This is a genomic window from Pseudomonas syringae (assembly GCF_000737245.1).
Taxonomy (GTDB): Bacteria; Pseudomonadota; Gammaproteobacteria; order Pseudomonadales; family Pseudomonadaceae; genus Aquipseudomonas; species Aquipseudomonas syringae_J.
Genome location: NZ_JPQU01000064.1, coordinates 1 through 20,308 on the forward strand (window position 1 = coordinate 1; position 20,308 = coordinate 20,308).

Below are 20,308 nucleotides of genomic sequence, written 5' to 3' on the forward strand. Positions count from 1 at the left end.
GCTCGCTTGCTCGCCATCAGCGATAACACGGTATGGCTGGCGGACCGGGTCGCCTATATCGCCGGCAAGCCTCGCTCACACAGGAGTGATCTCAATATTGGCGCGACGACGTGGGACCGGCTTCAGCCGGGAAGAGGCCAGTACATCCATCCGATATTTATCCTCTGAATGCCGCCTTCCCGGCTAAAGCCGGTCCCACGTCGTCACATCCGCATGCGAGCAAACATAGAATCGCCCACAGGGAGGGGCGTTTAGATCAGGCTTCCCCGCTGCCACAACGCGTAGTACACCTGCCCCGCTTTCTTTTCCCGATGCAGACGCCAGTTGCCGGGCAGTCCAGTGGTGGAAGGCGGGGTTTCGCTTTCGGTGTAGATCCAGGCGTTTTCCGCCAGCCAGCCGCGAGACTCAAGCAGTGCGCACGCCGAGGCCAGTAGACCTTGGTGGAATGGCGGATCGAGGAACACCAGGTCGAAAGGCTCGGCTGTCTGGTTTTCCAGATGGCGCAGCGAATCGGTCTGGGAAACCTGGCCAGTGGTGCAACCCAGCATACTCAGGTTCTGGCGCAGGCTGGCGATGGCCGCGGCGCTGTTATCCAGTGCCAGACCCATGCTGGCGCCACGGGACAGGGCTTCGAAAAACAGCGCGCCGCTGCCGGTGAAGACATCCATCACCTTGGCGCCGGCAACGTGCACCGACAGCCAGTTGAACAAGGTTTCGCGGACGCGATCCGGCGTCGGGCGCAGGCCCGGGGCGTCCGGGAACGTCAGTTTGCGACTGCCCCATTCGCCGCCGATGATACGCAGTTGGCCCAGGCCGTTGTGGCCCTTAGGGCGTGGATTGGCCATTAATGCTCCGGGACCCCGAGAGGTCGTTCAGCGGGTTTTTCGGTAGGCGGCGGCAGCGGCTTCTGCGCGACCGTCGGCCCGGCGCTGACGATTACCATCTTGTCAGCGCTCAAGTGTTTATTCATTGCGGTTTTGACTTGCTCGACCGTCACTGCTTGCGACTGGGTCATGAAGTCTTCGAGGTAGGTCAGCGGCAAGTTATAAAAGCCGATGGCGCCCAATTGCCCGACAATCGCCGAGTTACTGGCGGCGGTCAGCGGGAAGCTGCCAGCCAGTTCGCGCTTGGCATCATCCAGTTCTTTTTGCGTCGGGCCGTTGGCCAAGAAGTCGCGGACGATGTCCTGCACCAGTTTCAGCGTGTTTTCGCTGAGTTCGGCACGAGTCTGCAGGCCAATCATGAACGGGCCTTGGGTCTGCATCGGAGTGAAGCCCGATGACACGCCGTAAGTCAGGCCGCGTTTCTCCCGCACTTCAGTCATCAAGCGGCTGCCGAAGCCGCCACCGCCCAGCACCGAGTTGCCCAGCGACAATGCGGCGAAGTCAGGATCGTCACGGGTGATGCCCAGTTGCGCGAGCATCAGGTGAGTCTGCTTGGACGGAAACTCGATGTGGGTTTCGCCCGCCTTGGGTTCAACCGGCGTTGGCAGCTTGGCCAGCGCCGGACCTTTTGGCAGCGATGCCGACACTTGCGCAGCAACCGCCTGCGCCTCTTCGCGTGACAGGTCACCAACCAGCGCAATCACCGCGTTACCAGCGGCGTAGGCCTTGGCATGGAAAGCTTTGAGCTGAGCGATGGTGATCGCCGGGATGGTCTTTTCAGTGCCTTCGCTTGGGTGGCCATAAGGGTGATCACCGTACAGACGCTTGAACAGTTCTTTACCGGCCAGCGAACCGGGGTTCTGCTTCTGGTATTCGAAACTGGCCAGCAGCTGGTTTTTGATACGCGCCAGGGAGTCCGCCGGGAATGTCGGCTTGCCCACCACTTCCGAGAACAGTTTCAAGGCGGGTTCGCGTTTGTCAGTGGCGCTCAGGCTGCGGATCGAGGCCACGGCCATGTCGCGATAAGCGCCATTGCCGAAATCAGCCCCCAGGCCATCGAAGCCTTGAGCGATAGCGGTGACGTCCTTGCCTTTGACGCCTTCGTTGAGCATGGCGTTGGTCAGCACGGCGATGCCGGGCGTGGTTTGATCCTGGCTGCTGCCAGCTGCGAACGTCAGGCGCATGTCGAACATCGGCAGTTCGCGAGCCTCGACGAACAATACCTTGGCGCCTTCAGCGGTTTGCCAGGTCTGAATGTTCAGAGCGCGTCGGGCGGGTGCCTTGCCATCGAGTTCTTTGAGCGACTCAAGGGCGGGGCGCGAAGGCGCTGCGGTGTCGGCAGCCTCTTCGGCCAGAACGCTCTGTGCGGTGAAAACACTGAGGCCAGTGGTCAGCAGCAGGCCAAACAGCGTGTTACGTGGGCCGTTGCGCTCACTCATTTTGCTTTCTCCTCAGGCAGAACGTGCGCAACGCTGAGGCGCTCACGGGTGAAATAGGTGCTGGCGGCTTTCTGAATGTCAGCCGGGGTCACGCTTTGCAGCGCAGCCAGTTCCTCGTCGATCAGCTTCCACGACAGGCCCACGGTTTCCAGTTCGCCGATGGTGCTGGCCTGACTGGTGATCGAATCGCGCTCGAAGACCAGACCGGCGATTACCTGCGCCCGTACCCGCTCCAGTTCAGTGGCGGTCGGCGGCTTGGTTTTCAACTCGTTGAGCAGTCGCCAGATACCGGCCTCGACGTCGGCCAGGGTTTTCTTCTTCTGCACGTTCGGCGTGGCATTGATGGTGAACAGGCTGTCGCCACGGGCGAAGGGGTCATAGCTGGCACCGGCACCGGAAACCAGCTCTTCGCCGCGCTCCAGTTGAGTAGCGATGCGCGCGCTATAACCGCCATCGAGCAGGGCAGCGATCAGGCGCAGGGCGTTGACCGAGCGTGGATCTTCCGCGGTGGCCAGACTGGGTACGTTGAAGCCGTACATCAGGGTCGGCAGTTGAGTCTGTACGTGCAGGGTAATGCGGCGCTCACCAGGTTCGGCCAGCTCCAGCGGTTTCTTCGACGGTGGTACTTCGCGACGCGGGACCGGGCCAAAGAAGCGTTCGGCCAGGGCTTTGACTTCATCCGGTTTTACATCGCCAACCACCACCAGCGTGGCGTTGTTGGGCGCGTACCAGGATTCGTACCAGTGGCGCAGCTCCTCGACCTTCATGCGGTCCAGGTCAGCCATCCAGCCAATGGTTGGCGTGTGATAGCCGCTGGCCGGGTAGGCCATGGCCTTGAAGCGCTCATAAGCCTTGGAGGTCGGCTTGTCGTCAGTGCGCAGACGACGCTCTTCTTTGATGACTTCGATTTCCCGGCTGAACTCATCGGCAGGCAGCTTGAGGCTGGCCATGCGGTCGGCTTCCAGCTCGAAAGCGACGGCCAGACGATCACGGGCCAGCACCTGGTAATAAGCGGTGTAGTCGTCGCTGGTGAAGGCGTTTTCTTCGGCACCCAGATCGCGCAGGATCAACGAGGCTTCGCCAGGCCCGGTTTTCGAGCTGCCTTTGAACATCATGTGCTCAAGGGCATGGGACAGACCGGTCTGGCCCGGCGTCTCGTAGCTGGAGCCGACTTTGTACCAGATCTGAGAAACCACCACGGGGGCGCGGTGATCTTCGCGAACAACGACTTTGAGGCCGTTTTCGAGGGTGAATTCATGAGTAGGTTGCGGGTCGGCGGCCATTGCACCGAATGGTAGACAAATTGTGCCGAACAGCAGGCCTGCGGCACGGCGGGCTAGAGCATTCATTCGTAATTTGAACCTGTAAGACGGCCCGTTTGAACTTAGCGTCCACGGGCGCGGGGGTTAGGGCGTATCATCAGTTATTTCCACTGCCGCGCCGGAGCCTGAGATTATGCAGGGCAAGGCGCGAGGAGCGTGGTTTGGTCATTCCAAACGAGCAACGAGCAACGCCGCCCTGCATAATCTCAGGCCCGGCCCTCCGGGTTGTCAGCTAAAAACGCGCCATGCTGCGTTGCAGGCCTTGGAAAGGAAACACACATTCCCTTCGGCCTGCGTCTTGCCTGGCGCGCTTTTAGCTGGCAACGCGGCGGTGGAAATAACTGATGACACGCCCTAGGATAGCGGCCAGTCTCGCTCCCGACTATGACAAACGACTCAGATAGGTCTATGCGCGGATTCTTCGCAGGCGATCCTGCTGTGTTACTGACACGGCGCTATCGCAAAACAAACATGGTCCAGTAGGAGCGCGCTTGCCCGCGATGGGATTTTAAAGTCACCATATTAATTGCCTGCGCATACGTCATCGCGGGCAAGCGCGCTCCTACAGAATGGGTTCCATTCAGATAATCGAGCGTAGTTTGATCAAGTACGGTTGCAGGGTGTAGCTGACCTGTAGCTGAACAAGCGGGCATAAACGTAGTCTGTTTCGCATACCAGAATTTTTCAGAGGCGCCGCTCCGGCGCGTCGCTACCTTGAGATAGCCGTCATCCATGTTTGGTTCCAACGACGACAAGAAGAACCCAGCCCCGGCTGGTGAGAAGAAAGGCCTGTTCGGATGGCTGCGCAAGAAGCCGCAGGAAACTCCGGTCGAACCGCCGCAAGACTTATCCGCAGCAGCACCTGAGCCGGTGATTGAATCGACTCCGGACGCCGTTGAGCCGCAGTTTGCCCCGGCAGAGACCCAGCCGCCGGTTGGCGAAACTGTGGTGGTGGAGGCCACCGAACCTCAACCCCAGTCCCAGCCGCTCAGCGACGTACCGCACCAGCCCTGGCCGTCATTGCCAGTGGCTGAAGAACCGGTGGCGCTGGTCAACGAATACGAGCTTCACATTACGCCACCGATCGCGCCGCAATACCCGGTCGACGTGCAGCACGAGGCCCAAACCGAGCCTGAGCCGCGCATTGATGTGCCAATGGCCGAGCCTGAATCGACTATCGTTCCAGAGCCAGAGCCAGTCGCCGTAGAGCCTGAGCCTCAACCCGAGCCGGTCATCCCGCCCGTGGTTGCTGCCTTGTCCCCGGCTGCCGCAGTCGCTGCCGCCCCCGCTATCGACACACCTCCCGCGCCGGTTGCCGTTCAACCCGAAGCCACCAAGGCAGGCTTCTTCGCCCGCCTCAAACAGGGTTTGTCCAAGACCAGCGCCAGCATCGGCGAAGGCATGGCCAGCCTGTTTCTGGGCAAGAAGGCCATCGACGATGACCTGCTGGAAGAAATCGAAACCCGGCTGCTGACCGCCGACGTGGGTGTCGAAGCCACAAGTGTGATCATTCAAAGCCTGACCCAGAAAGTCGCGCGCAAGCAGCTCACCGATGCCCAGGCGTTGTACACGTCCCTGCAGCAAGAGCTGGCGACGATGCTCAAGCCGGTAGAGCAGCCGCTGATCATCGACGTCAGCCGCAAGCCGTTCGTGATTCTGGTTGTAGGCGTCAATGGCGCGGGTAAAACCACGACCATCGGCAAGCTGGCCAAGAAGCTGCAACTGGAAGGCAAGAAAGTCATGCTGGCGGCGGGCGATACGTTCCGCGCCGCTGCGGTCGAACAGTTGCAGGTCTGGGGTGAGCGCAACAGTATTCCGGTCATCGCCCAACACACCGGCGCGGATTCGGCTTCGGTGATCTTCGATGCGGTACAGGCGGCCAAGGCCCGTGGCATTGATGTCCTGATCGCCGATACCGCGGGTCGTCTGCACACCAAAGACAACCTGATGGAAGAGCTGAAGAAAGTTCGCCGGGTGATGGGTAAGCTGGATGCCGAGGCGCCTCACGAAGTGCTGCTGGTGCTCGACGCCGGTACCGGTCAAAACGCGATCAATCAGGCCAAGCAATTCAATCAAACCGTACAGCTGACGGGCCTGGCATTGACCAAGCTCGACGGTACGGCCAAGGGCGGGGTGATTTTCGCTCTGGCCAAGCAGTTTGGTCTGCCAATTCGTTATATCGGGGTTGGTGAAGGCATCGACGACCTGCGCACGTTTGAAGCCGAACCCTTTGTTCAGGCACTGTTTGCGGAGCGAGAAGCCAAATGATTCGTTTCGAACAGGTCGGTAAACGCTATCCGAACGGACACGTCGGCCTGCATGAGCTGAGCTTTCGAGTGCGTCGTGGCGAGTTTCTGTTTGTGACCGGGCACTCTGGTGCTGGCAAAAGTACCTTGCTGCGTCTGTTGCTGGCCATGGAGCGTCCGACCACGGGCAAACTGCTCCTGGCCGGTCAGGATCTTGGGCAGATCAGCAACGCACAGATTCCGTTTTTGCGTCGCCAGATTGGCGTCGTGTTTCAGAATCACCAGTTGCTGTTTGACCGGACGGTGTTCAACAACATCGCCTTGCCGTTGCAGATCCTCGGGTTGTCCAAGCCGGAAATCACCAAGCGGGTGGATTCGGCTCTCGAGCGCGTTGCCCTGGGCGACAAGGCCGAGTTGTACCCAGGGGACTTGTCCACCGGGCAGCAGCAGCGGGTCGGTATCGCTCGGGCCATCGTTCACCGTCCAGCCTTGCTGCTGGCCGATGAGCCGACCGGTAACCTCGATCCACGACTGGCAGCGGAAATCATGGGTGTATTTGAAGACATCAACCGGCTGGGCACCAGCGTGTTGATTGCCAGCCATGACCTGGCGCTGATCGCCCGCATGCGCCACCGCATGCTGACCTTGCAGCGCGGCCGTCTGATTGGCGACGGGGAGGCTGGGGTATGAGTGCTACACGTTCCCCTAAGGTCTCTGAGCGCGTCTCGCCAAAAGCCGCTGATCCGGGCCCGCAGAAGAAACCGAAGAAAAACAGCCACGACGATGACGGTCCGGATTTCGGCACGCTGTTCAACGCCTGGCTGGAAAGTCACCGTTCAAGCCTGATAGACAGCCTGCGACGTCTGGGCAAGCAGCCGATTGGCAGCTTCTTTACCTGTCTGGTGATGGCAATTGCCCTGAGCCTGCCCATGGGTCTGTCGTTGTTATTGAACAACGTCGAGCGACTGGGTGGTTCCTGGCAACGAGCGGCGCAGATTTCGATTTATCTGAAGCTCGATGCAAGCGCCAGCCAGGGCGAAAGCCTGCGTAACGAAATTAGATTGATGCCGGGTGTTGCGGAGGCGGAATACATCAGCCGCGAACAGGCCCTGGCGGAGTTCCAGCAGCAGTCGGGTCTGGGGGAGGCGCTCAAGGAACTGCCGGACAACCCTCTGCCGGGCGTGGTGCTGGTCACGCCTGATGAAGTCGACAAGCCCGCGCTGGAAGCCTTGCGTACCCGTCTGGCCGGTATGCCACACGTTGAGCAAGCGCAGCTGGATCTGGTCTGGGTCGAGCGTCTGGCGGCCATTCTCAAGCTGGGCGATCGGTTTGTGTTTGGTCTGACTGTGCTGTTGGTTTCGGCGCTGCTGCTGGTTATTGGTAACACCATCCGTCTGCATATCGAAAACCGTCGGACTGAAATCGAAGTCATCAAACTGGTCGGTGGCACCGATAGTTATGTACGGCGTCCTTTTCTGTATATGGGTGCACTCTATGGGCTGGGAGCGGGTTTCCTCTCGTGGGGCGTGCTGGCTTATGGCCTGGATTGGCTCAACGATGCCGTGATCGGCCTTGCCGGATTGTACGGAAGCGACTTTTCACTGGCTGGCGTTCCGGCGTCCGATGGTCTATCCCTCTTGCTTGGAGCGGTGTTGTTGGGGTATATCGGTGCGTGGATCGCAGTAGCACGCCATTTACGTGAGCTGGCACCTCGTTAAATTATTCTTCATGTATTGACATATCTGAATATGGGAACTTGTCTCGCGGTTCCCGGTCAATTTTGCAGTGCTGAACTGCACGAGTCATGTGACGGAGGTAACATTTCGTATGACCACTTCTTTGCAACCTGCGTATGCCTTAGTCCCGGGTGCGAACCTGGAAGCCTATGTGCACACGGTCAACAGCATCCCTTTGCTGACGCCTGAGCAGGAGCGTGAACTGGCTGAGAGTCTCTATTATGAGCAGGATCTGGGGGCGGCTCGGCAGATGGTCCTCGCCCACCTGCGTTTTGTTGTGCATATCGCACGCAGTTATTCGGGTTACGGTCTGGCCCAGGCTGACCTGATCCAGGAAGGTAACGTCGGTCTGATGAAGGCCGTGAAGCGCTTCAACCCGGAAATGGGTGTGCGTCTGGTTTCGTTCGCGGTGCACTGGATCAAGGCGGAAATCCACGAGTTCATCCTGCGCAACTGGCGCATTGTGAAAGTCGCGACCACCAAGGCCCAGCGCAAGCTGTTCTTCAACCTGCGCAGCCAGAAGAAACGTCTGGCCTGGCTGAACAACGAAGAAGTCCATCGCGTGGCCGAAAGCCTCGGTGTGGAGCCCCGTGAAGTGCGGGAGATGGAAAGCCGTCTGACTGGTCACGACATGGCATTCGACCCGGCTGCTGAAGCCGACGATGACAGCGCGTTCCAGTCGCCATCCAACTATCTGGAAGACCATCGTTACGATCCGGCGCGTCAGCTGGAAGATTCCGACTGGACTGACAACTCCACTGCCAATCTGCATCAGGCGCTGGATGTGCTGGACGACCGCAGTCGTGACATCCTCTACCAGCGCTGGCTGGCTGAAGAGAAAGCGACCCTGCATGACCTGGCGCAGAAGTACAACGTCTCCGCCGAGCGTATTCGTCAGCTTGAAAAGAGCGCGATGAACAAGCTCAAGTTGTCGATCGCTGCGTAAAGCCGCTTCGCCAACCCAAAGAAACGCCCTGATCGGGAAACCGGTCAGGGCGTTTTTGTTTGCAGGGCGGACGCCGTTTCATCCTGTGGGGAATTTTTATGTTTGCCCCCAACCTGATGCGATGACGTGGGACCGGCTTTAGCCGGGAAGGCAGCAGTTCAGCCGATACATATGCAGTGGATGCATCGGCCTCTTCCCGGCTAAAGCCTGTCCCACGTCAGCTTGCATACCAACATAGAGGTCTTACAGGATCAGCGACTAATTACCACTTGCGGCTGTGATTCAGCCCCACCAGATACTCATCCCCACCCAACTGACGCATCTGCTGACGAATCCAGCTGGCTCTGCCGGCGACGTAGCTGCTCGGACGGCCAGCGTTCCATTCACGGGGATTGGGCAGCACGGCGGCCAGATAGCTGGCCTGTTGCATTGTGAGCGCGCTGGCGTTGACGCCGAAGTGGTGTTGCGCGGCGGCCTGGGCACCGAACACGCCGTCATCCCATTCAACGCTGTTGAGGTATACCTCAAGAATCCGCTGCTTGGACCAGAGTATTTCGATCAATCCGGTAAACCACGCTTCCAGGCCTTTGCGTAGATAGCTGCGACCCGACCACAGGAACAGGTTCTTCGACACCTGCTGGCTCAGGGTGCTAGCCCCGCGAACCGAGCCGCCCAGCTCGTTGTGGGCGATGGCGGCCTGAATCGCTTCCACGTCAAAGCCCCAATGCTCGGCGAACTTCTGATCTTCACCGGCAATCACTGCGACTTTCAGGTCGTTGGAAATTTTGTCCCAAGGCTGCCAGGTGCGCTGCAGATCAATAGGCTTGCCATCGACCCATGATTCAATCTTGCGCTCGACCATCAGCGCCGTACCGGGCGGCGGCACGAAACGGAAGATCAGGACCAGCAATATACTGCCCGCTGCGAACCAGAGCAGGGCTTTGATGAAAAGACGAACGAGTGATTGCAGCATAGAGATGGCTTGGCCGAACCCATTGAGCGGGCCATTATACAGACCGTGCGCCTTTGAACGATTTGGAGTTAGTAATGGTTCGTACCTTTTTGATGTTGGCAGCGTTTTTCGGCTTTACGGGCGTGGCACTGGGAGCCTTCGCTGCCCATGGCCTGAAGAATCGCCTGAGCCCTGAATACCTGGCGATTTTCCACACCGGCGTGCTCTACCAACTGATTCATGCGTTGGCGATTCTGGGTGTGGCGGTGCTTGCCGCGCAGCTTCCAGGCCGCTTGATGACCATGGCTGGCTGGTCGTTTGCGCTGGGGATCGTGCTGTTTTCCGGCAGCCTGTACGTGTTGACCCTTACCGGGATCAGCAAACTGGGGATTATCACCCCGTTCGGCGGGTTGGCGTTTCTAGTGGGCTGGGCGTTGCTGGGTTTGACGGCATGGCGGTTGGGTGGGGTTTGATGGCCTGAGTTAAAACTCATGCCCGTGGGAGCGAGCTTGCTCGCGAAGAGGTCAGTACATTCAACACACCTCTTCGCTTGAAAAAGCCTTCGCGAGCAAGCTCGCTCCCGCAGACGGAAATTGGTGTGTCTCGGTAAAGACGAATGGCATGGCTTTACCTTGGTCATACCGCCTGATCGGGCTAGAATGCTCGCCCCCAAAAATGATGGCTGCTCCCGCGCATGCACATTCAGTTGAACGGTGAACCCTTTGAATTGCCTGACGGCGCGACCGTTCTGGCATTGCTTACCCGCCTTGATCTTGCCGGGCGTCGTGTTGCAGTCGAGTTGAACCTGGATATCGTGCCGCGCAGCCAGCATGAGTCCACGGCGCTGCGCGAAGGCGATCAAGTCGAAGTCGTCCACGCCATCGGCGGCGGCTAGGCTTCGGCAAGTCTTGATTCCCACGGCCAGACCTCAACTTCCAAGAGGATTTCCAATGAGCAACGTTCGCAGCGACAAGCCGTTTATCCTGGCCGGTCGGACTTTCGAGTCACGCCTGCTGGTGGGCACCGGCAAATACGTGGACATGGAGCAGACCCGTCTGGCCATCGAAGCGTCGGGTGCCGAAATTGTCACGGTCGCGGTACGCCGCACCAACCTGGGCCAGAATCCAGGGGAGCCGAACCTGCTGGATGTCCTGCCGCCGGATCGTTACACCATCTTGCCGAACACCGCTGGTTGCTTCGATGCCATCGAGGCGGTGCGCACCTGTCGTCTGGCCCGCGAGCTGCTCGACGGCAAGAACCTGGTCAAGCTGGAAGTGCTGGCTGACCAGAAAACCCTGTTTCCCAACGTGATCGAAACCCTCAAGGCCGCCGAAGTGCTGGTCAAGGACGGCTTTGACGTGATGGTTTACACCAGTGATGACCCGATCATCGCGCGCCAGCTGGCGGAGATCGGCTGTATCGCGATCATGCCCCTGGCTGGCCTGATTGGCAGCGGTCTGGGGATCTGCAACCCGTACAACCTGCAGATCATCCTGGAAGAGACCAAAGTCCCGGTGCTGGTCGATGCCGGTGTCGGCACCGCGTCCGATGCAACCATCGCCATGGAGCTGGGTTGTGAAGCGGTGCTGATGAACTCGGCCATCGCCCACGCGCAAGATCCGATCCTGATGGGCGCCGCCATGAAGCATGCCGTAATCGCCGGTCGCATGGCCTACCTCGCCGGCCGCATGCCGAAAAAACTCTACGCCAGCGCGTCTTCGCCGCTGGAAGGGTTGATTCGGTAAAGCAGTAACAATGTAGGAGCTCACGAGCAACGCGAGGCAGCGATAGCGATTTGCCTGACCCACCGCTATCGCTGCCTCGCGTTGCTCGTGAGCTCCTACAGGAAAGCACTAATTCAGATAGTACGCGTTGTTTGATGAGACCCTTTTGATGACCGATCCAGACGTTCCAAACCCAGAGCTGCCTGTTGCCGAAGAAGGCGAAGAGCGCCAGCACCGCCGTATCAAGAGTTTTGTGATGCGTGCCGGCCGTATGACCGAAGGCCAGCAGCGTGGGCTGGATCAGGGCCGTCCGCTGTACGTGCTGCCGCTGACTGACGCACCCGTGGATTACGATCAGGTCTTCGGCCGTTCGGCACCGCGCACCCTGGAAATCGGCTTCGGCATGGGCCACTCCTTGCTGGAGATGGCGGCTGCCGCGCCGGATCAGGATTTCATCGGTGTTGAGGTTCACAATCCGGGTGTTGGCGCACTGCTCAATGGCGTGCTGACTCAGGGCTTGACCAACGTGCGGGTCTACGATTGCGACGCCATCGAAGTGCTCAATCGCTGCATCGCCGACAACAGCCTCGATCGCCTGATGCTGTTCTTCCCGGATCCATGGCACAAGAGCCGTCACCACAAGCGCCGCATCGTCCAGCCTGCTTTTGCTGAGCTGGTGCGCAGCAAGCTCAAGGTGGGCGGTGTTCTGCACATGGCGACCGACTGGGAACCCTATGCTGAGTTCATGCTGGAAGTGATGAACGTCGCACCGGGTTATCGCAACCTGGCCGAAGACGGCAAGTGCGTCCCACGCCCGGCCGAACGCCCGATCACCAAGTTCGAACGCCGTGGTGAGCGTTTAGGGCACGGGGTTTGGGATTTGAAGTTTGAGAAGGTGGATTAATCTCCACAATCAGCCCCGTGGGAGCGAGCTTGCTCGCGAAGGCGTCGGTATGGGCAATACAGGTCCGGCGCCTGAAGGATCCATTCGCGAGCAAGCTCGCTCCCACAAGTGATGTTAAATGTTTCAGCCTCGCTTCACTTCCTGTCCGCAACCACCCCAATCAAAACCAGCACCACTAACAACACCGGCGCCAGGCTGTAGTTGTTGAACTGGCTCAGCCCGCGGATGACCCAAGGCGTTGCATAGATCAACGCCGCGCCACTGCCGATAGTCACCAGCAAGGCCATCAGCGGAATGCGCAAAGCTCCGGCGAAGCTGCTGATTCTGCCTTCGACCCAATTCTTGAAGTCCGCGCCGAACAACACCAGCAAACAGCCTACCAACGCCAAGGCGATTTCCGAGAGGTTACTGCGGCTCCAGCGGGAGACTGTGGCGAGCAGGTCGAGTATCAAATCCATTCAGGGTCCTTAGATCAAAAAGTATTGCAGCAGGTCGTTGAGAAATAGCTGGCCTTGCGGCGTTGCGGCTAATCGGGCCGGGTCCGTGTGCAGCAGGCCGCGTTGCTCGGCTTGCTGACGGGCGCTGGCCAGTGAATTGAGGCTTAGACCGGTGCGTTCGCGAAATAACGCAGCGTCCACGCCATTTGTCAGGCGCAGGGCATTCATCAGGAATTCGAAGGGCAGTTCGTCGAGGCTCAGCAGCTTCTCGCCCGCCTTGAACGGCTTGGCGGGGTTCAGGTAATCCTTGGGCAGGCGGGTTTTCCAAGTGCGCACGATGCGCCCGTCTGGATGGCTGAGCTTGCCGTGGGCGCCAGCGCCGATGCCGATAAAATCGCCGAAGCTCCAGTAATTCAGGTTATGCCGAGCTGGCCTGCCAGGTTGCGCGTAGGCTGAAACTTCGTATTGCGCGTAGCCGTTCTCTGCGAGCAACAGCTGACCGGCTTCCTGGATGTCCCAGAGAATGTCGTCTTCCGGCAACGTCGGCGGCTGGTTCCAGAACACCGTGTTCGGCTCCAGCGTCAGCTGATACCAAGACAGATGCGTCGGCTTTAGATCGATGGCTTGTTGCAGATCGCCCAACGCATCGCTTGGGGATTGATCGGGCAGGCCGTGCATCAAGTCCATGTTGAAGTTATCGAAGCCCGCCTGCCGCGCCATGTCCGCAGCCCGAATGGCTTCGTCGCCGTTGTGAATACGGCCCAAGGCTTTGAGTTTGGCTTCCTGAAAGCTCTGAATGCCGATCGACAGACGATTGATGCCCAGCCCGCGGTAGGCGCTGAACTTCGCCTGTTCGAAAGTGCCGGGGTTGGCTTCCAGAGTGATTTCGATGTCGCTGGCAAAACGTATGCGCTGTTCAACACCCTTGAGCAAGCGGCCCAGTGCATCAGCGCTGAAAAGACTTGGCGTGCCGCCACCAAAGAAGATCGAGCTCAACTCACGGCCATGCACGTGGGGCAGATCCAGATCCAGGTCGGCCAACAAGGCGTCGATGTATTCCGCTTCCGGCAGCACCGGGCTGGCGGTGTGGGAGTTGAAGTCGCAATACGGGCATTTGCGCACGCACCACGGGATGTGGATGTACAGCGAAAGTGGCGGCAGTTGCGGCAACGCAGCCCTCGGCTCGGTCGAAGTAAAACCGGTTTCGCCGAGGAACAGCGGTTTTGCAGGCGTTTCCTGGGTCATTTCAGGTCTGCGGTTTGCAAGGCAAGGCGCTGACGCAGAATCGCCATGGCCCGGGCGCGATGGCTGAGCTGGTTCTTCTCGGCAGGGCTCAATTGCGCACTGGAGCAATCACGCTCAGGCACCCAGAACAGCGGATCGTAGCCAAAACCATGCTCACCGCTGGCGGCAGTCAGGATGCGCCCGTGCCACAGGCCTTCGCAAAGGATCGGCAGCGGGTCATCTGCGTGACGCACCAGTGCCAGCACGCAGACGAACTGTGCGCCGCGCTGCTCTTCAGGCACATCCTTGAGCGCGTCCAACAGCTTCGCGTTGTTCGCGGCATCGCCCTGGCCGTCGGCGTAACGGGCTGAATAGATGCCAGGCGCGCCGCCTAGAAAGTCCACCGCCAGCCCTGAATCGTCAGCCAGTGCCGGCAAGCCGGAAATCCGCGCGGCGTTGCGTGCCTTGAGAATGGCGTTCTCGACAAACGACAGGCCGGTTTCTTCAGGCTCGACGCTGCTGAATTCGCCGATGGAGCGCAGTTGCACGCTGTCGCCGAGCATGGCCTGGAGTTCTTTGAGCTTGCCAGCGTTGTGGCTGGCCAATACGAGCTGCGGAAAATTCATCATTCGCCTGGGTAGATTTCCTGATTGAAGCTGAAGGAGTGGGGGGCTTCACTGCCAGCTTTCACATCGATATTAAAGGTGTAGGTTTCGGCCTGTTTGACCGGGAACTGCGCAATGTAACTGACCCAGCCCTTGTCCGTGACTTGCTTGAAAGTCAGCGGCTGAGGACGCCCGGTCAGGTCTTTGTAGGTGCCGGTAACCACCGACGGGACTGGCTTGCCAGTCTTGAGCACGGTGATGTTCAGGACGCTCAATTGCTTGCTGCGGATCAGGTCCGAAGCAGCGGCCACTTCCTTCGACAAGGTGCTGGAAGCGAACGCGTTGTAATAGACCGTCACGTCGCCAAACGTTTCTTGCCGGTTCGGCTTGGCGTAATCGGCGGCAAACGCCGACAGGCTCAGAGCGCACATCAACATGATTGCCAGACGACGCATGGTTGTTCTCCTTATCAAACTTGTAGGAGCGCGCTTGCCCGCGACGGCATTCGTTCAGTTGACTGATATGCCAAGTTCAAAATCGAATCGCGGGCAAGCGCGCTCCTACAGGGTGTGTGCGTGATTTTTAGATTGCGATCTTGTGTTCCTGCAACCCCGGGCTGCTGACCCGGTAGATACCGATCTCACCTAACAGGTTAGGCCATTGTTTGCTGGCCCATCCGTGTCGATGCTGTTGATCCACCGCGAGCCGATCAATGACTCGCGCGTGGCGGCCACGGCATAGCTCTTCGAAGTCGGCAAAAGTGCAGAAGTGGATGTTGGGCGTGTTGTACCAGGTGTAAGGCAAAAAGTCCGAGACCGGCATCCGGCCCTTGGTCGCCAGGTACCAGCGGCAGCGCCAGTGACCGAAGTTGGGGAAGGTGATGATGCATTGGCGGCCCACGCGCAGCATTTCGTCGAGGATCTTGTCCGGGTAGTGCACGGCTTGCAGCGCCTGAGTCATGACCACCACGTCGAAACTGTCGCTGGCGAAGTTGCCCAGGCCTTTGTCCAGATCCTGCTCGATGACGTTGACCCCTTTGCTCACGCAGCGGGCAATGTTGTCCGCATCGTTTTCCAGGCCGTAGCCGGTGACTTGCTTGTTATCGCGCAGCCAGGCCAGCAGTTCGCCGTCGCCGCAACCCAGGTCGAGCACGCGGCTGCCTGCAGGGATCCATTCTTGGATGATTTCCAGATCGGCTCTCATGGCGTCCTCAAAGTACAATTCGGTTCATGTAGCTGGAGAACGCCTGCAGGTAGCGCGGGATCGGAATCAGGAACGCATCGTGGCCCTGAGGTGCGTCGATCTCCAGGTAGCAGACGTTCTTCTTCGCCGCCATCAACGCGTCTACCAGTTCCCGGGAGCGGGCCGGCGAGAAGCGCCAGTCAGTGGTGAACGACATCACGCAGAAATCGGCGGTGACGTTGGCCAGGGTGGCGGCCAGGTCGTCATTGAACGCGCCCGCCGGGTCAAAGTAGTCCAGCGCTTTGGTCATCAACAGGTAAGTGTTGGCATCAAAACGCCCGGAAAACTCTTCGCCCTGATAGCGCAGGTAGCTTTCAACCTGGAACTCGACGCTGTGGAAGTCGTAATTGAGCTTCTCGCTCTTTAGGCCCCGGCCGAATTTCTCGCCCATGGAGTCGTCGGACAGATAAGTGATGTGCCCAACCATTCGCGCCAGCATCAGGCCGCGCTTGGGGATGACGCCGAATTCCTGGAAGTCGCCGCCATGGAATTCCGGGTCTGAGAGGATCGCCTGACGCGCCACTTCGTTGAAGGCAATGTTCTGCGCCGACAGCTTGGGTGCCGAGGCGATGGCGAGACAGTGACGAACCCGATTCGGATAAGTCATGGTCCATTGCAGCGCCTGCATGCCGCCCAGACTGCCGCCGACCACTGCCGCCCATTGCTCGATGCCGAGCAGGTCCGCTAAACGCGCCTGGCTGTGAACCCAGTCTTCCACGGTAAGCACCGGGAAGTTCGCGCCGAAAGGCTTGCCGGTCTCCGGGTCGACGCTGCTCGGGCCTGTTGAACCGTTGCAGCCACCAAGGTTGTTCAGGCTGACGACGAAGAAGCGATTGGTATCGATAGGCTTGCCGGGGCCAATGCAACTGTCCCACCAGCCTGGCTTTCGTTCGTCGACGCTATGGAAGCCCGCCGCATGGTGGTGGCCGGAAAGCGCATGGCAAATCAGCACGGCATTGCTGCGCGTGGCGTTGAGTTGGCCATAGGTTTCGTACATGAGGTCGTAGGCAGGCAACGAACGGCCACAGGCCAGTGCCAGAGGCTCGCTGAAATGTGCCAGTTGCGGCGTGACTAGACCGACAGAATCTTCGGGAAAGACCGTGGACATCGACCCTGCTCTCGCTTAAATGAGGCGTAAGTCTAAAGACCGCGGGGTAGGGGGGCAACCAAGGAATTTGGTGGGGGGCCAAGGTCGTACGAAACCCAGTGAGAGCGGTGTTTTGCTGTAGGAGCGCGCTTGCCCGCGATATAGGCACTGCGGTGTGTCAGGCAGACTACAAGTCCGGCCTTGTGGGAGCGAGCTTGCTCGCGAAGAGGCAATCACCGGCGACACATCATCTGCGCCCGAAACACCGCCTTCGCAAGCAAGCTTGCTCCCACAGGTTCCGTGGTGCTCATGAGACCGCGTCCTCGTTCATCGTCCGAATGCGGCCCAGACCAAGCGCGCACCTACATACGATCACCGAACCTGTGTGACCCAAGTCTGCCTATCTTTAAGCTGTACGACCCGACTCAAACAAAAACCAGATACGCCGTTCAGCTTCGTCGATCCAGTTTTCCAGCAGGCTGGCGGTGGCGACGTCGTTGTGTTCGTCACACAGGGCATGGGTTTCGCGCATGTAGTTGGCCAGTTGCATGTTGTCGTCGCGCAGTTCGGCCAGCATGTCCGCAGGCGTCACGAAATCGGCGTCGTTGTCGGCGATACGTTGCAGGCGCTGGATGTGGCCGGTTGAGCGCAGGGTTGTACCGCCCAGCTTGCGCACCCGTTCAGCAATCGCGTCGGTGGTGGCGAAGATCTGATCGGCCTGATCGTCCAGCAGCAAGTGGTAGTCACGGAAGTACGGTCCGGACATGTGCCAGTGAAAGTTCTTGGTCTTCAGGTACAGCCCAAAAATGTCGGCCAGCAGCGTATTCAATTCGGCGGACAGGTCACGGCGAGCGTCTTCGCCCAGGCTGTTGGGGGTATGAAGATCGGCTTTGCGCAGCTCTTTAGTAGCTTCCAGATTTTTCATCAGGCGTTTCCCTCCAGAGGGTGGTAGGCGTGCAGGCAGTGCCTTTCGGCGTCCTGATCGCATTCCATCACCTGTGCGGTCGGGCTTCTTTTCCCATTGTGCTCAAATTTTTATGCACAACGGCCGGCCTTAAAGAACCAAATGGAATGAAATATGTGGAAGTGTTCGCATTGCCGATTAAGGCTATGTTTTATAAGAGTTTAATTTGTCCATCTGAGTGATTTGTTGACCGTCCGGATAAGTAGCCAACTAAGCAAATGATCGATGAGTCGTTTTTTCATCAACAGACTTATCCACAGGCTGTTGCAGCTCGCGTCAACGCAATTGAGCGATCAATAGCAAATTGCGCGGGGTTATAAGGCTCTGGCAGAAGGTCCCGACGCGAACTTGATAATGCTGCTCTTGCAGATAAAGCGCTCGATCCAGGACCAGCCAAAGCTCCAGTGGCCGACGGAACAAGTTGCGAACCAATTCCAGATTCCTAACCTGTGCCAGTCGCTCCCAGCCAGCAGCTTCAAGGCTGGACCAATTCTGCTCGCCGAGGTCGGGCAAGTCTTTGAGGTCGGCCAGATCACGGCAATAAGTCGCGAAGGGTTTTTCCAGCCACGCGCTGGGCAGCGAGGGAGTTGGCAGGTATTCGTCGATGCCACGCACTTGCCGTTGCAGTAGATCAAAGGCGAGACGCTGCGCCATGGATTGATCGCGCTGCCGTCGGACCCTGGCGCCAGCGGTGACGGTTTCACTCAAGGGCAGGCCAAGATCATCGCGGGACAGTTTCAAGGCCGATGCCTGACCTTCGCTGGACATGGGCTGATAATGCTCGGTGCTAATCCGGTTGTAGCAACAAGGCGCAATAGCCAGTTGCGCGCAGCCCACCTGACTGGCCAGGCGCATCAACTGCACATGCAGATCGCCGCAAGCGTGCAGCGCGACCGGCGTGTGATGGCTTTGCAGGCGTCGCCAGGCATCATCGGCCATGACGTCCTGATGTAAATGGGTTGCGTCGATTCTCAGACGAGCGCTTAGCTCGTGCCCGGCTTGCACCAGTTTTGCGTCGTATTCCAGCGAGGTCAGCGCCTGATCAGCCCGAACCAGCCGACGCCCAAGGTGGCCTTTGCCGGAGCACCAGTCCAGCCAGTGAAGAGTGGGGCGCTCAAAGCTCAGACGGCTGGCGAAGGCTTCGATCTGCTGCCACTTGCGGCCCGGCACATCAATACTCATCCGTGGCTCGACAGGCTCAAGGCTGGCTGCCGGCAGCGCAGGTGCATCACTTAGTGCGACGGCTTCTGCAGCAAGCTGGGGGAAGGGGAAAGGCGCCGCCAATTGATCGGGCTGATTGTGGGCGGCTTCCGCTTCACTCAGTGAACGCTGCCGCAGCCAGTCCGCCAGCTCGGGATATTGGCGTTCCCAAGGCAGTTGCAAATGAGTGAAAGGCTTCGGCCGCCACAACGGCTGCCAGGCGAACAGAAAACTGTCCAGTGCCCGGAACCGGCTGCGAAGCTGTTCATCGTGCAAAGCAGGGTGGTTGGCCATGGTCAACTCAAGTGGGACCGGCTTTAGCCGGGAAGACTACATGACCAACGCGAAAAATGCTTCGGCTGTAAGGTCCATTCCCGGCTGTTCCAACTTGAGCACTGCAGTCACAGGATGCTGAACGGGAAATACTTGTCGTTGATCTTCTTGTACGTGCCGTCCTCGATGATTTCCTTGATCGCCAGATTGAGTCGGGCGCGCAGAGGATCATTCAGGCGTACGGCGATGCCCATCTTGTCGTTGTCCAGCACCGCATCGCCCTTGAACTCGAAGTTCATGCCAGGCTCGCTCTTGAGCCATTCGTAGGCCACGTATTTGTCGGCCAGCACCGCGTCCACATGGCCAGCAGCGAGGTCGGTGAAGGCAGCTTCCTGAGAATCGTATAGCCGCAGGGTGATATCCATGCCCAGGTTTTCCTGCAGCCAGGCCGAGGACTGTGTCGAGGCCTGGGTGCCCAGGGTCTTGCCCAACAGCGAGTCGCGGATCGATGCCTTGTCAGTCTTGATATCAGCCGTTTTGGCGGCCACGAACTGCAACTTGCTGGAGTAATAAGGCGTGGTGAAGTCAACCAGCTTGCTGCGCTCTTCAGTGATCGACATGGACGACATGACGAAGTCGAATTGGCCTTCGACCAATGCCGGGATCATGCTGTCCCAGTCGTGGATAACCACTTCACACTCAACCTTCATCTTGGCGCACAGCGCCTTGCCTATTTCCACGTCAAAGCCTGATGCCTGACCGCTGGCATCTTTGCTGTTGAACGGCGGATTAGCCCCTTGAACACCCATCTTCAGCGTTTCTACCGCAAAAGCGCTGGTCGTGAACGCCAAAGTGGCGGCTGCGACCAGCAGGAATTTTCTGTACGTCTGCATGGGTGTTGCTCCGATTACGGGTGCTGGACTTGCTGGCGGTTGTGGAGTGGCTGCTGTTCGACCTGATTTAAGGCGAAACGTCGCGGGTTAGGCAAAGGTTTTGTTTGTGCGGTTGTGAACAGATTCCTTTGGGAGATTCTATGTTTGCTCGCAAGCAGAAGTGCCGACGTGGGACCGGCTTTAGCCGGGAAGGCGGCATTTCAGACCATAAATATCGGGTGGATGTACTG

The 20,308-nt window shown here is 59.0% G+C and carries 22 protein-coding genes; 8 read left to right on the plus strand and 14 right to left on the minus strand.

From position 1 onward, the window contains the following. Positions 1-251: 251 nt before the first annotated feature. The 4 genes from rsmD to IV01_RS05355 form a co-directional block, all read right to left on the minus strand. Positions 252-845: a 16S rRNA (guanine(966)-N(2))-methyltransferase RsmD gene (gene rsmD / locus IV01_RS05370; RefSeq protein WP_032630634.1), complete on the minus strand. Its 594-nt coding sequence runs from the start codon at positions 843-845 to the stop codon at positions 252-254. Continuing rightward, positions 845-2,323, minus strand: coding sequence for a M16 family metallopeptidase (locus IV01_RS05365; protein WP_032630635.1), 1,479 nt, complete (start codon positions 2,321-2,323; stop codon positions 845-847). Before IV01_RS05365 ends, rsmD begins: the two co-directional genes overlap by 1 nt. Continuing rightward, a complete protein-coding gene (locus tag IV01_RS05360; RefSeq protein ID WP_032630636.1) occupies positions 2,320-3,672 on the minus strand; it encodes a M16 family metallopeptidase in 1,353 nt (450 codons plus the stop codon). Before IV01_RS05360 ends, IV01_RS05365 begins: the two co-directional genes overlap by 4 nt. Before the next feature lie 428 nt (positions 3,673-4,100). Further along, positions 4,101-4,379, minus strand: coding sequence for a hypothetical protein (locus tag IV01_RS05355; protein WP_032630637.1), 279 nt, complete (start codon positions 4,377-4,379; stop codon positions 4,101-4,103). Between IV01_RS05355 and ftsY the strand changes: the two genes are divergently transcribed. From ftsY to rpoH, 4 genes are all read left to right on the plus strand, one after another. Beyond that, positions 4,378-5,913, plus strand: a complete 1,536-nt coding sequence (gene ftsY / locus IV01_RS05350; protein ID WP_032630638.1) for a signal recognition particle-docking protein FtsY — start codon at positions 4,378-4,380, stop codon at positions 5,911-5,913. The genes IV01_RS05355 and ftsY overlap by 2 nt on opposite strands. After that, on the plus strand, positions 5,910-6,581 hold the full coding sequence (gene ftsE, locus IV01_RS05345) for a cell division ATP-binding protein FtsE (protein ID WP_032630639.1): 672 nt from the start codon (positions 5,910-5,912) through the stop codon (positions 6,579-6,581). The genes ftsY and ftsE overlap by 4 nt, the downstream gene beginning before the upstream one ends. Continuing rightward, entirely contained in the window at positions 6,578-7,609 is a 1,032-nt protein-coding gene (gene ftsX, locus IV01_RS05340; protein ID WP_032630640.1) for a permease-like cell division protein FtsX, read from the plus strand. Before ftsE ends, ftsX begins: the two co-directional genes overlap by 4 nt. Before the next feature lie 109 nt (positions 7,610-7,718). Then, entirely contained in the window at positions 7,719-8,573 is an 855-nt protein-coding gene (gene rpoH / locus IV01_RS05335) for an RNA polymerase sigma factor RpoH (protein ID WP_032630641.1), read from the plus strand. Positions 8,574-8,835: 262 nt separating this feature from the next. Here the strand turns inward: rpoH and mtgA are convergent, their stop codons facing one another. Continuing rightward, positions 8,836-9,546 carry a monofunctional biosynthetic peptidoglycan transglycosylase gene (gene mtgA, locus IV01_RS05330; protein WP_032630642.1) on the minus strand — a complete coding sequence of 237 codons (711 nt, stop codon included), beginning with the start codon at positions 9,544-9,546 and terminating at the stop codon, positions 8,836-8,838. A gap of 74 nt (positions 9,547-9,620) precedes the next feature. On the opposite strand from mtgA, the gene IV01_RS05325 reads away from it, so the two are divergent. The 4 genes from IV01_RS05325 (at position 9,621) to trmB (ending at position 12,153) form a co-directional block, all read left to right on the plus strand. Then, complete coding sequence (locus IV01_RS05325) at positions 9,621-9,998, plus strand: DUF423 domain-containing protein (RefSeq protein WP_032630643.1); 378 nt, start codon at positions 9,621-9,623, stop codon at positions 9,996-9,998. A gap of 221 nt (positions 9,999-10,219) precedes the next feature. Beyond that, a complete protein-coding gene (gene thiS, locus IV01_RS05320) occupies positions 10,220-10,420 on the plus strand; it encodes a sulfur carrier protein ThiS (RefSeq protein WP_032630644.1) in 201 nt (66 codons plus the stop codon). A 55-nt stretch (positions 10,421-10,475) separates the two neighbouring features. After that, on the plus strand, positions 10,476-11,270 hold the full coding sequence (locus tag IV01_RS05315; protein ID WP_032630645.1) for a thiazole synthase: 795 nt from the start codon (positions 10,476-10,478) through the stop codon (positions 11,268-11,270). Positions 11,271-11,505: 235 nt separating this feature from the next. After that, positions 11,506-12,153 (plus strand): tRNA (guanosine(46)-N7)-methyltransferase TrmB, encoded by a 648-nt coding sequence (trmB, locus tag IV01_RS05310; protein WP_229636154.1) that lies wholly within the window; start codon positions 11,506-11,508, stop codon positions 12,151-12,153. A 134-nt stretch (positions 12,154-12,287) separates the two neighbouring features. Here the strand turns inward: trmB and IV01_RS05305 are convergent, their stop codons facing one another. From IV01_RS05305 to IV01_RS05265, 9 genes are all read right to left on the minus strand, one after another. Further along, positions 12,288-12,611 carry a DUF3392 family protein gene (locus tag IV01_RS05305; protein ID WP_032630647.1) on the minus strand — a complete coding sequence of 108 codons (324 nt, stop codon included), beginning with the start codon at positions 12,609-12,611 and terminating at the stop codon, positions 12,288-12,290. A 9-nt stretch (positions 12,612-12,620) separates the two neighbouring features. Beyond that, the gene (gene hemW, locus IV01_RS05300; protein WP_032630648.1) at positions 12,621-13,835 is read right to left on the minus strand and encodes a radical SAM family heme chaperone HemW; all 1,215 of its coding nucleotides are present in this window, start codon (positions 13,833-13,835) and stop codon (positions 12,621-12,623) included. After that, positions 13,832-14,443 carry an RdgB/HAM1 family non-canonical purine NTP pyrophosphatase gene (rdgB, locus tag IV01_RS05295; protein ID WP_032630649.1) on the minus strand — a complete coding sequence of 204 codons (612 nt, stop codon included), beginning with the start codon at positions 14,441-14,443 and terminating at the stop codon, positions 13,832-13,834. The genes hemW and rdgB overlap by 4 nt, the downstream gene beginning before the upstream one ends. Beyond that, positions 14,440-14,874 (minus strand): DUF4426 domain-containing protein, encoded by a 435-nt coding sequence (locus IV01_RS05290; protein ID WP_032630650.1) that lies wholly within the window; start codon positions 14,872-14,874, stop codon positions 14,440-14,442. The genes rdgB and IV01_RS05290 overlap by 4 nt, the downstream gene beginning before the upstream one ends. Before the next feature lie 127 nt (positions 14,875-15,001). Next, positions 15,002-15,622 (minus strand): methionine biosynthesis protein MetW, encoded by a 621-nt coding sequence (gene metW / locus IV01_RS05285; protein ID WP_032630652.1) that lies wholly within the window; start codon positions 15,620-15,622, stop codon positions 15,002-15,004. A 7-nt stretch (positions 15,623-15,629) separates the two neighbouring features. Next, positions 15,630-16,769 carry a homoserine O-succinyltransferase MetX gene (metX, locus tag IV01_RS05280; RefSeq protein WP_032630653.1) on the minus strand — a complete coding sequence of 380 codons (1,140 nt, stop codon included), beginning with the start codon at positions 16,767-16,769 and terminating at the stop codon, positions 15,630-15,632. Positions 16,770-17,154: 385 nt separating this feature from the next. After that, positions 17,155-17,673, minus strand: a complete 519-nt coding sequence (locus IV01_RS05275) for a Dps family protein (protein ID WP_032630654.1) — start codon at positions 17,671-17,673, stop codon at positions 17,155-17,157. A gap of 315 nt (positions 17,674-17,988) precedes the next feature. Next, the gene (locus IV01_RS05270) at positions 17,989-19,206 is read right to left on the minus strand and encodes a methyltransferase (protein ID WP_032630655.1); all 1,218 of its coding nucleotides are present in this window, start codon (positions 19,204-19,206) and stop codon (positions 17,989-17,991) included. A 107-nt stretch (positions 19,207-19,313) separates the two neighbouring features. Next, positions 19,314-20,078, minus strand: a complete 765-nt coding sequence (locus tag IV01_RS05265) for a transporter substrate-binding domain-containing protein (protein ID WP_032630656.1) — start codon at positions 20,076-20,078, stop codon at positions 19,314-19,316. Positions 20,079-20,308 lie beyond the last annotated feature (230 nt).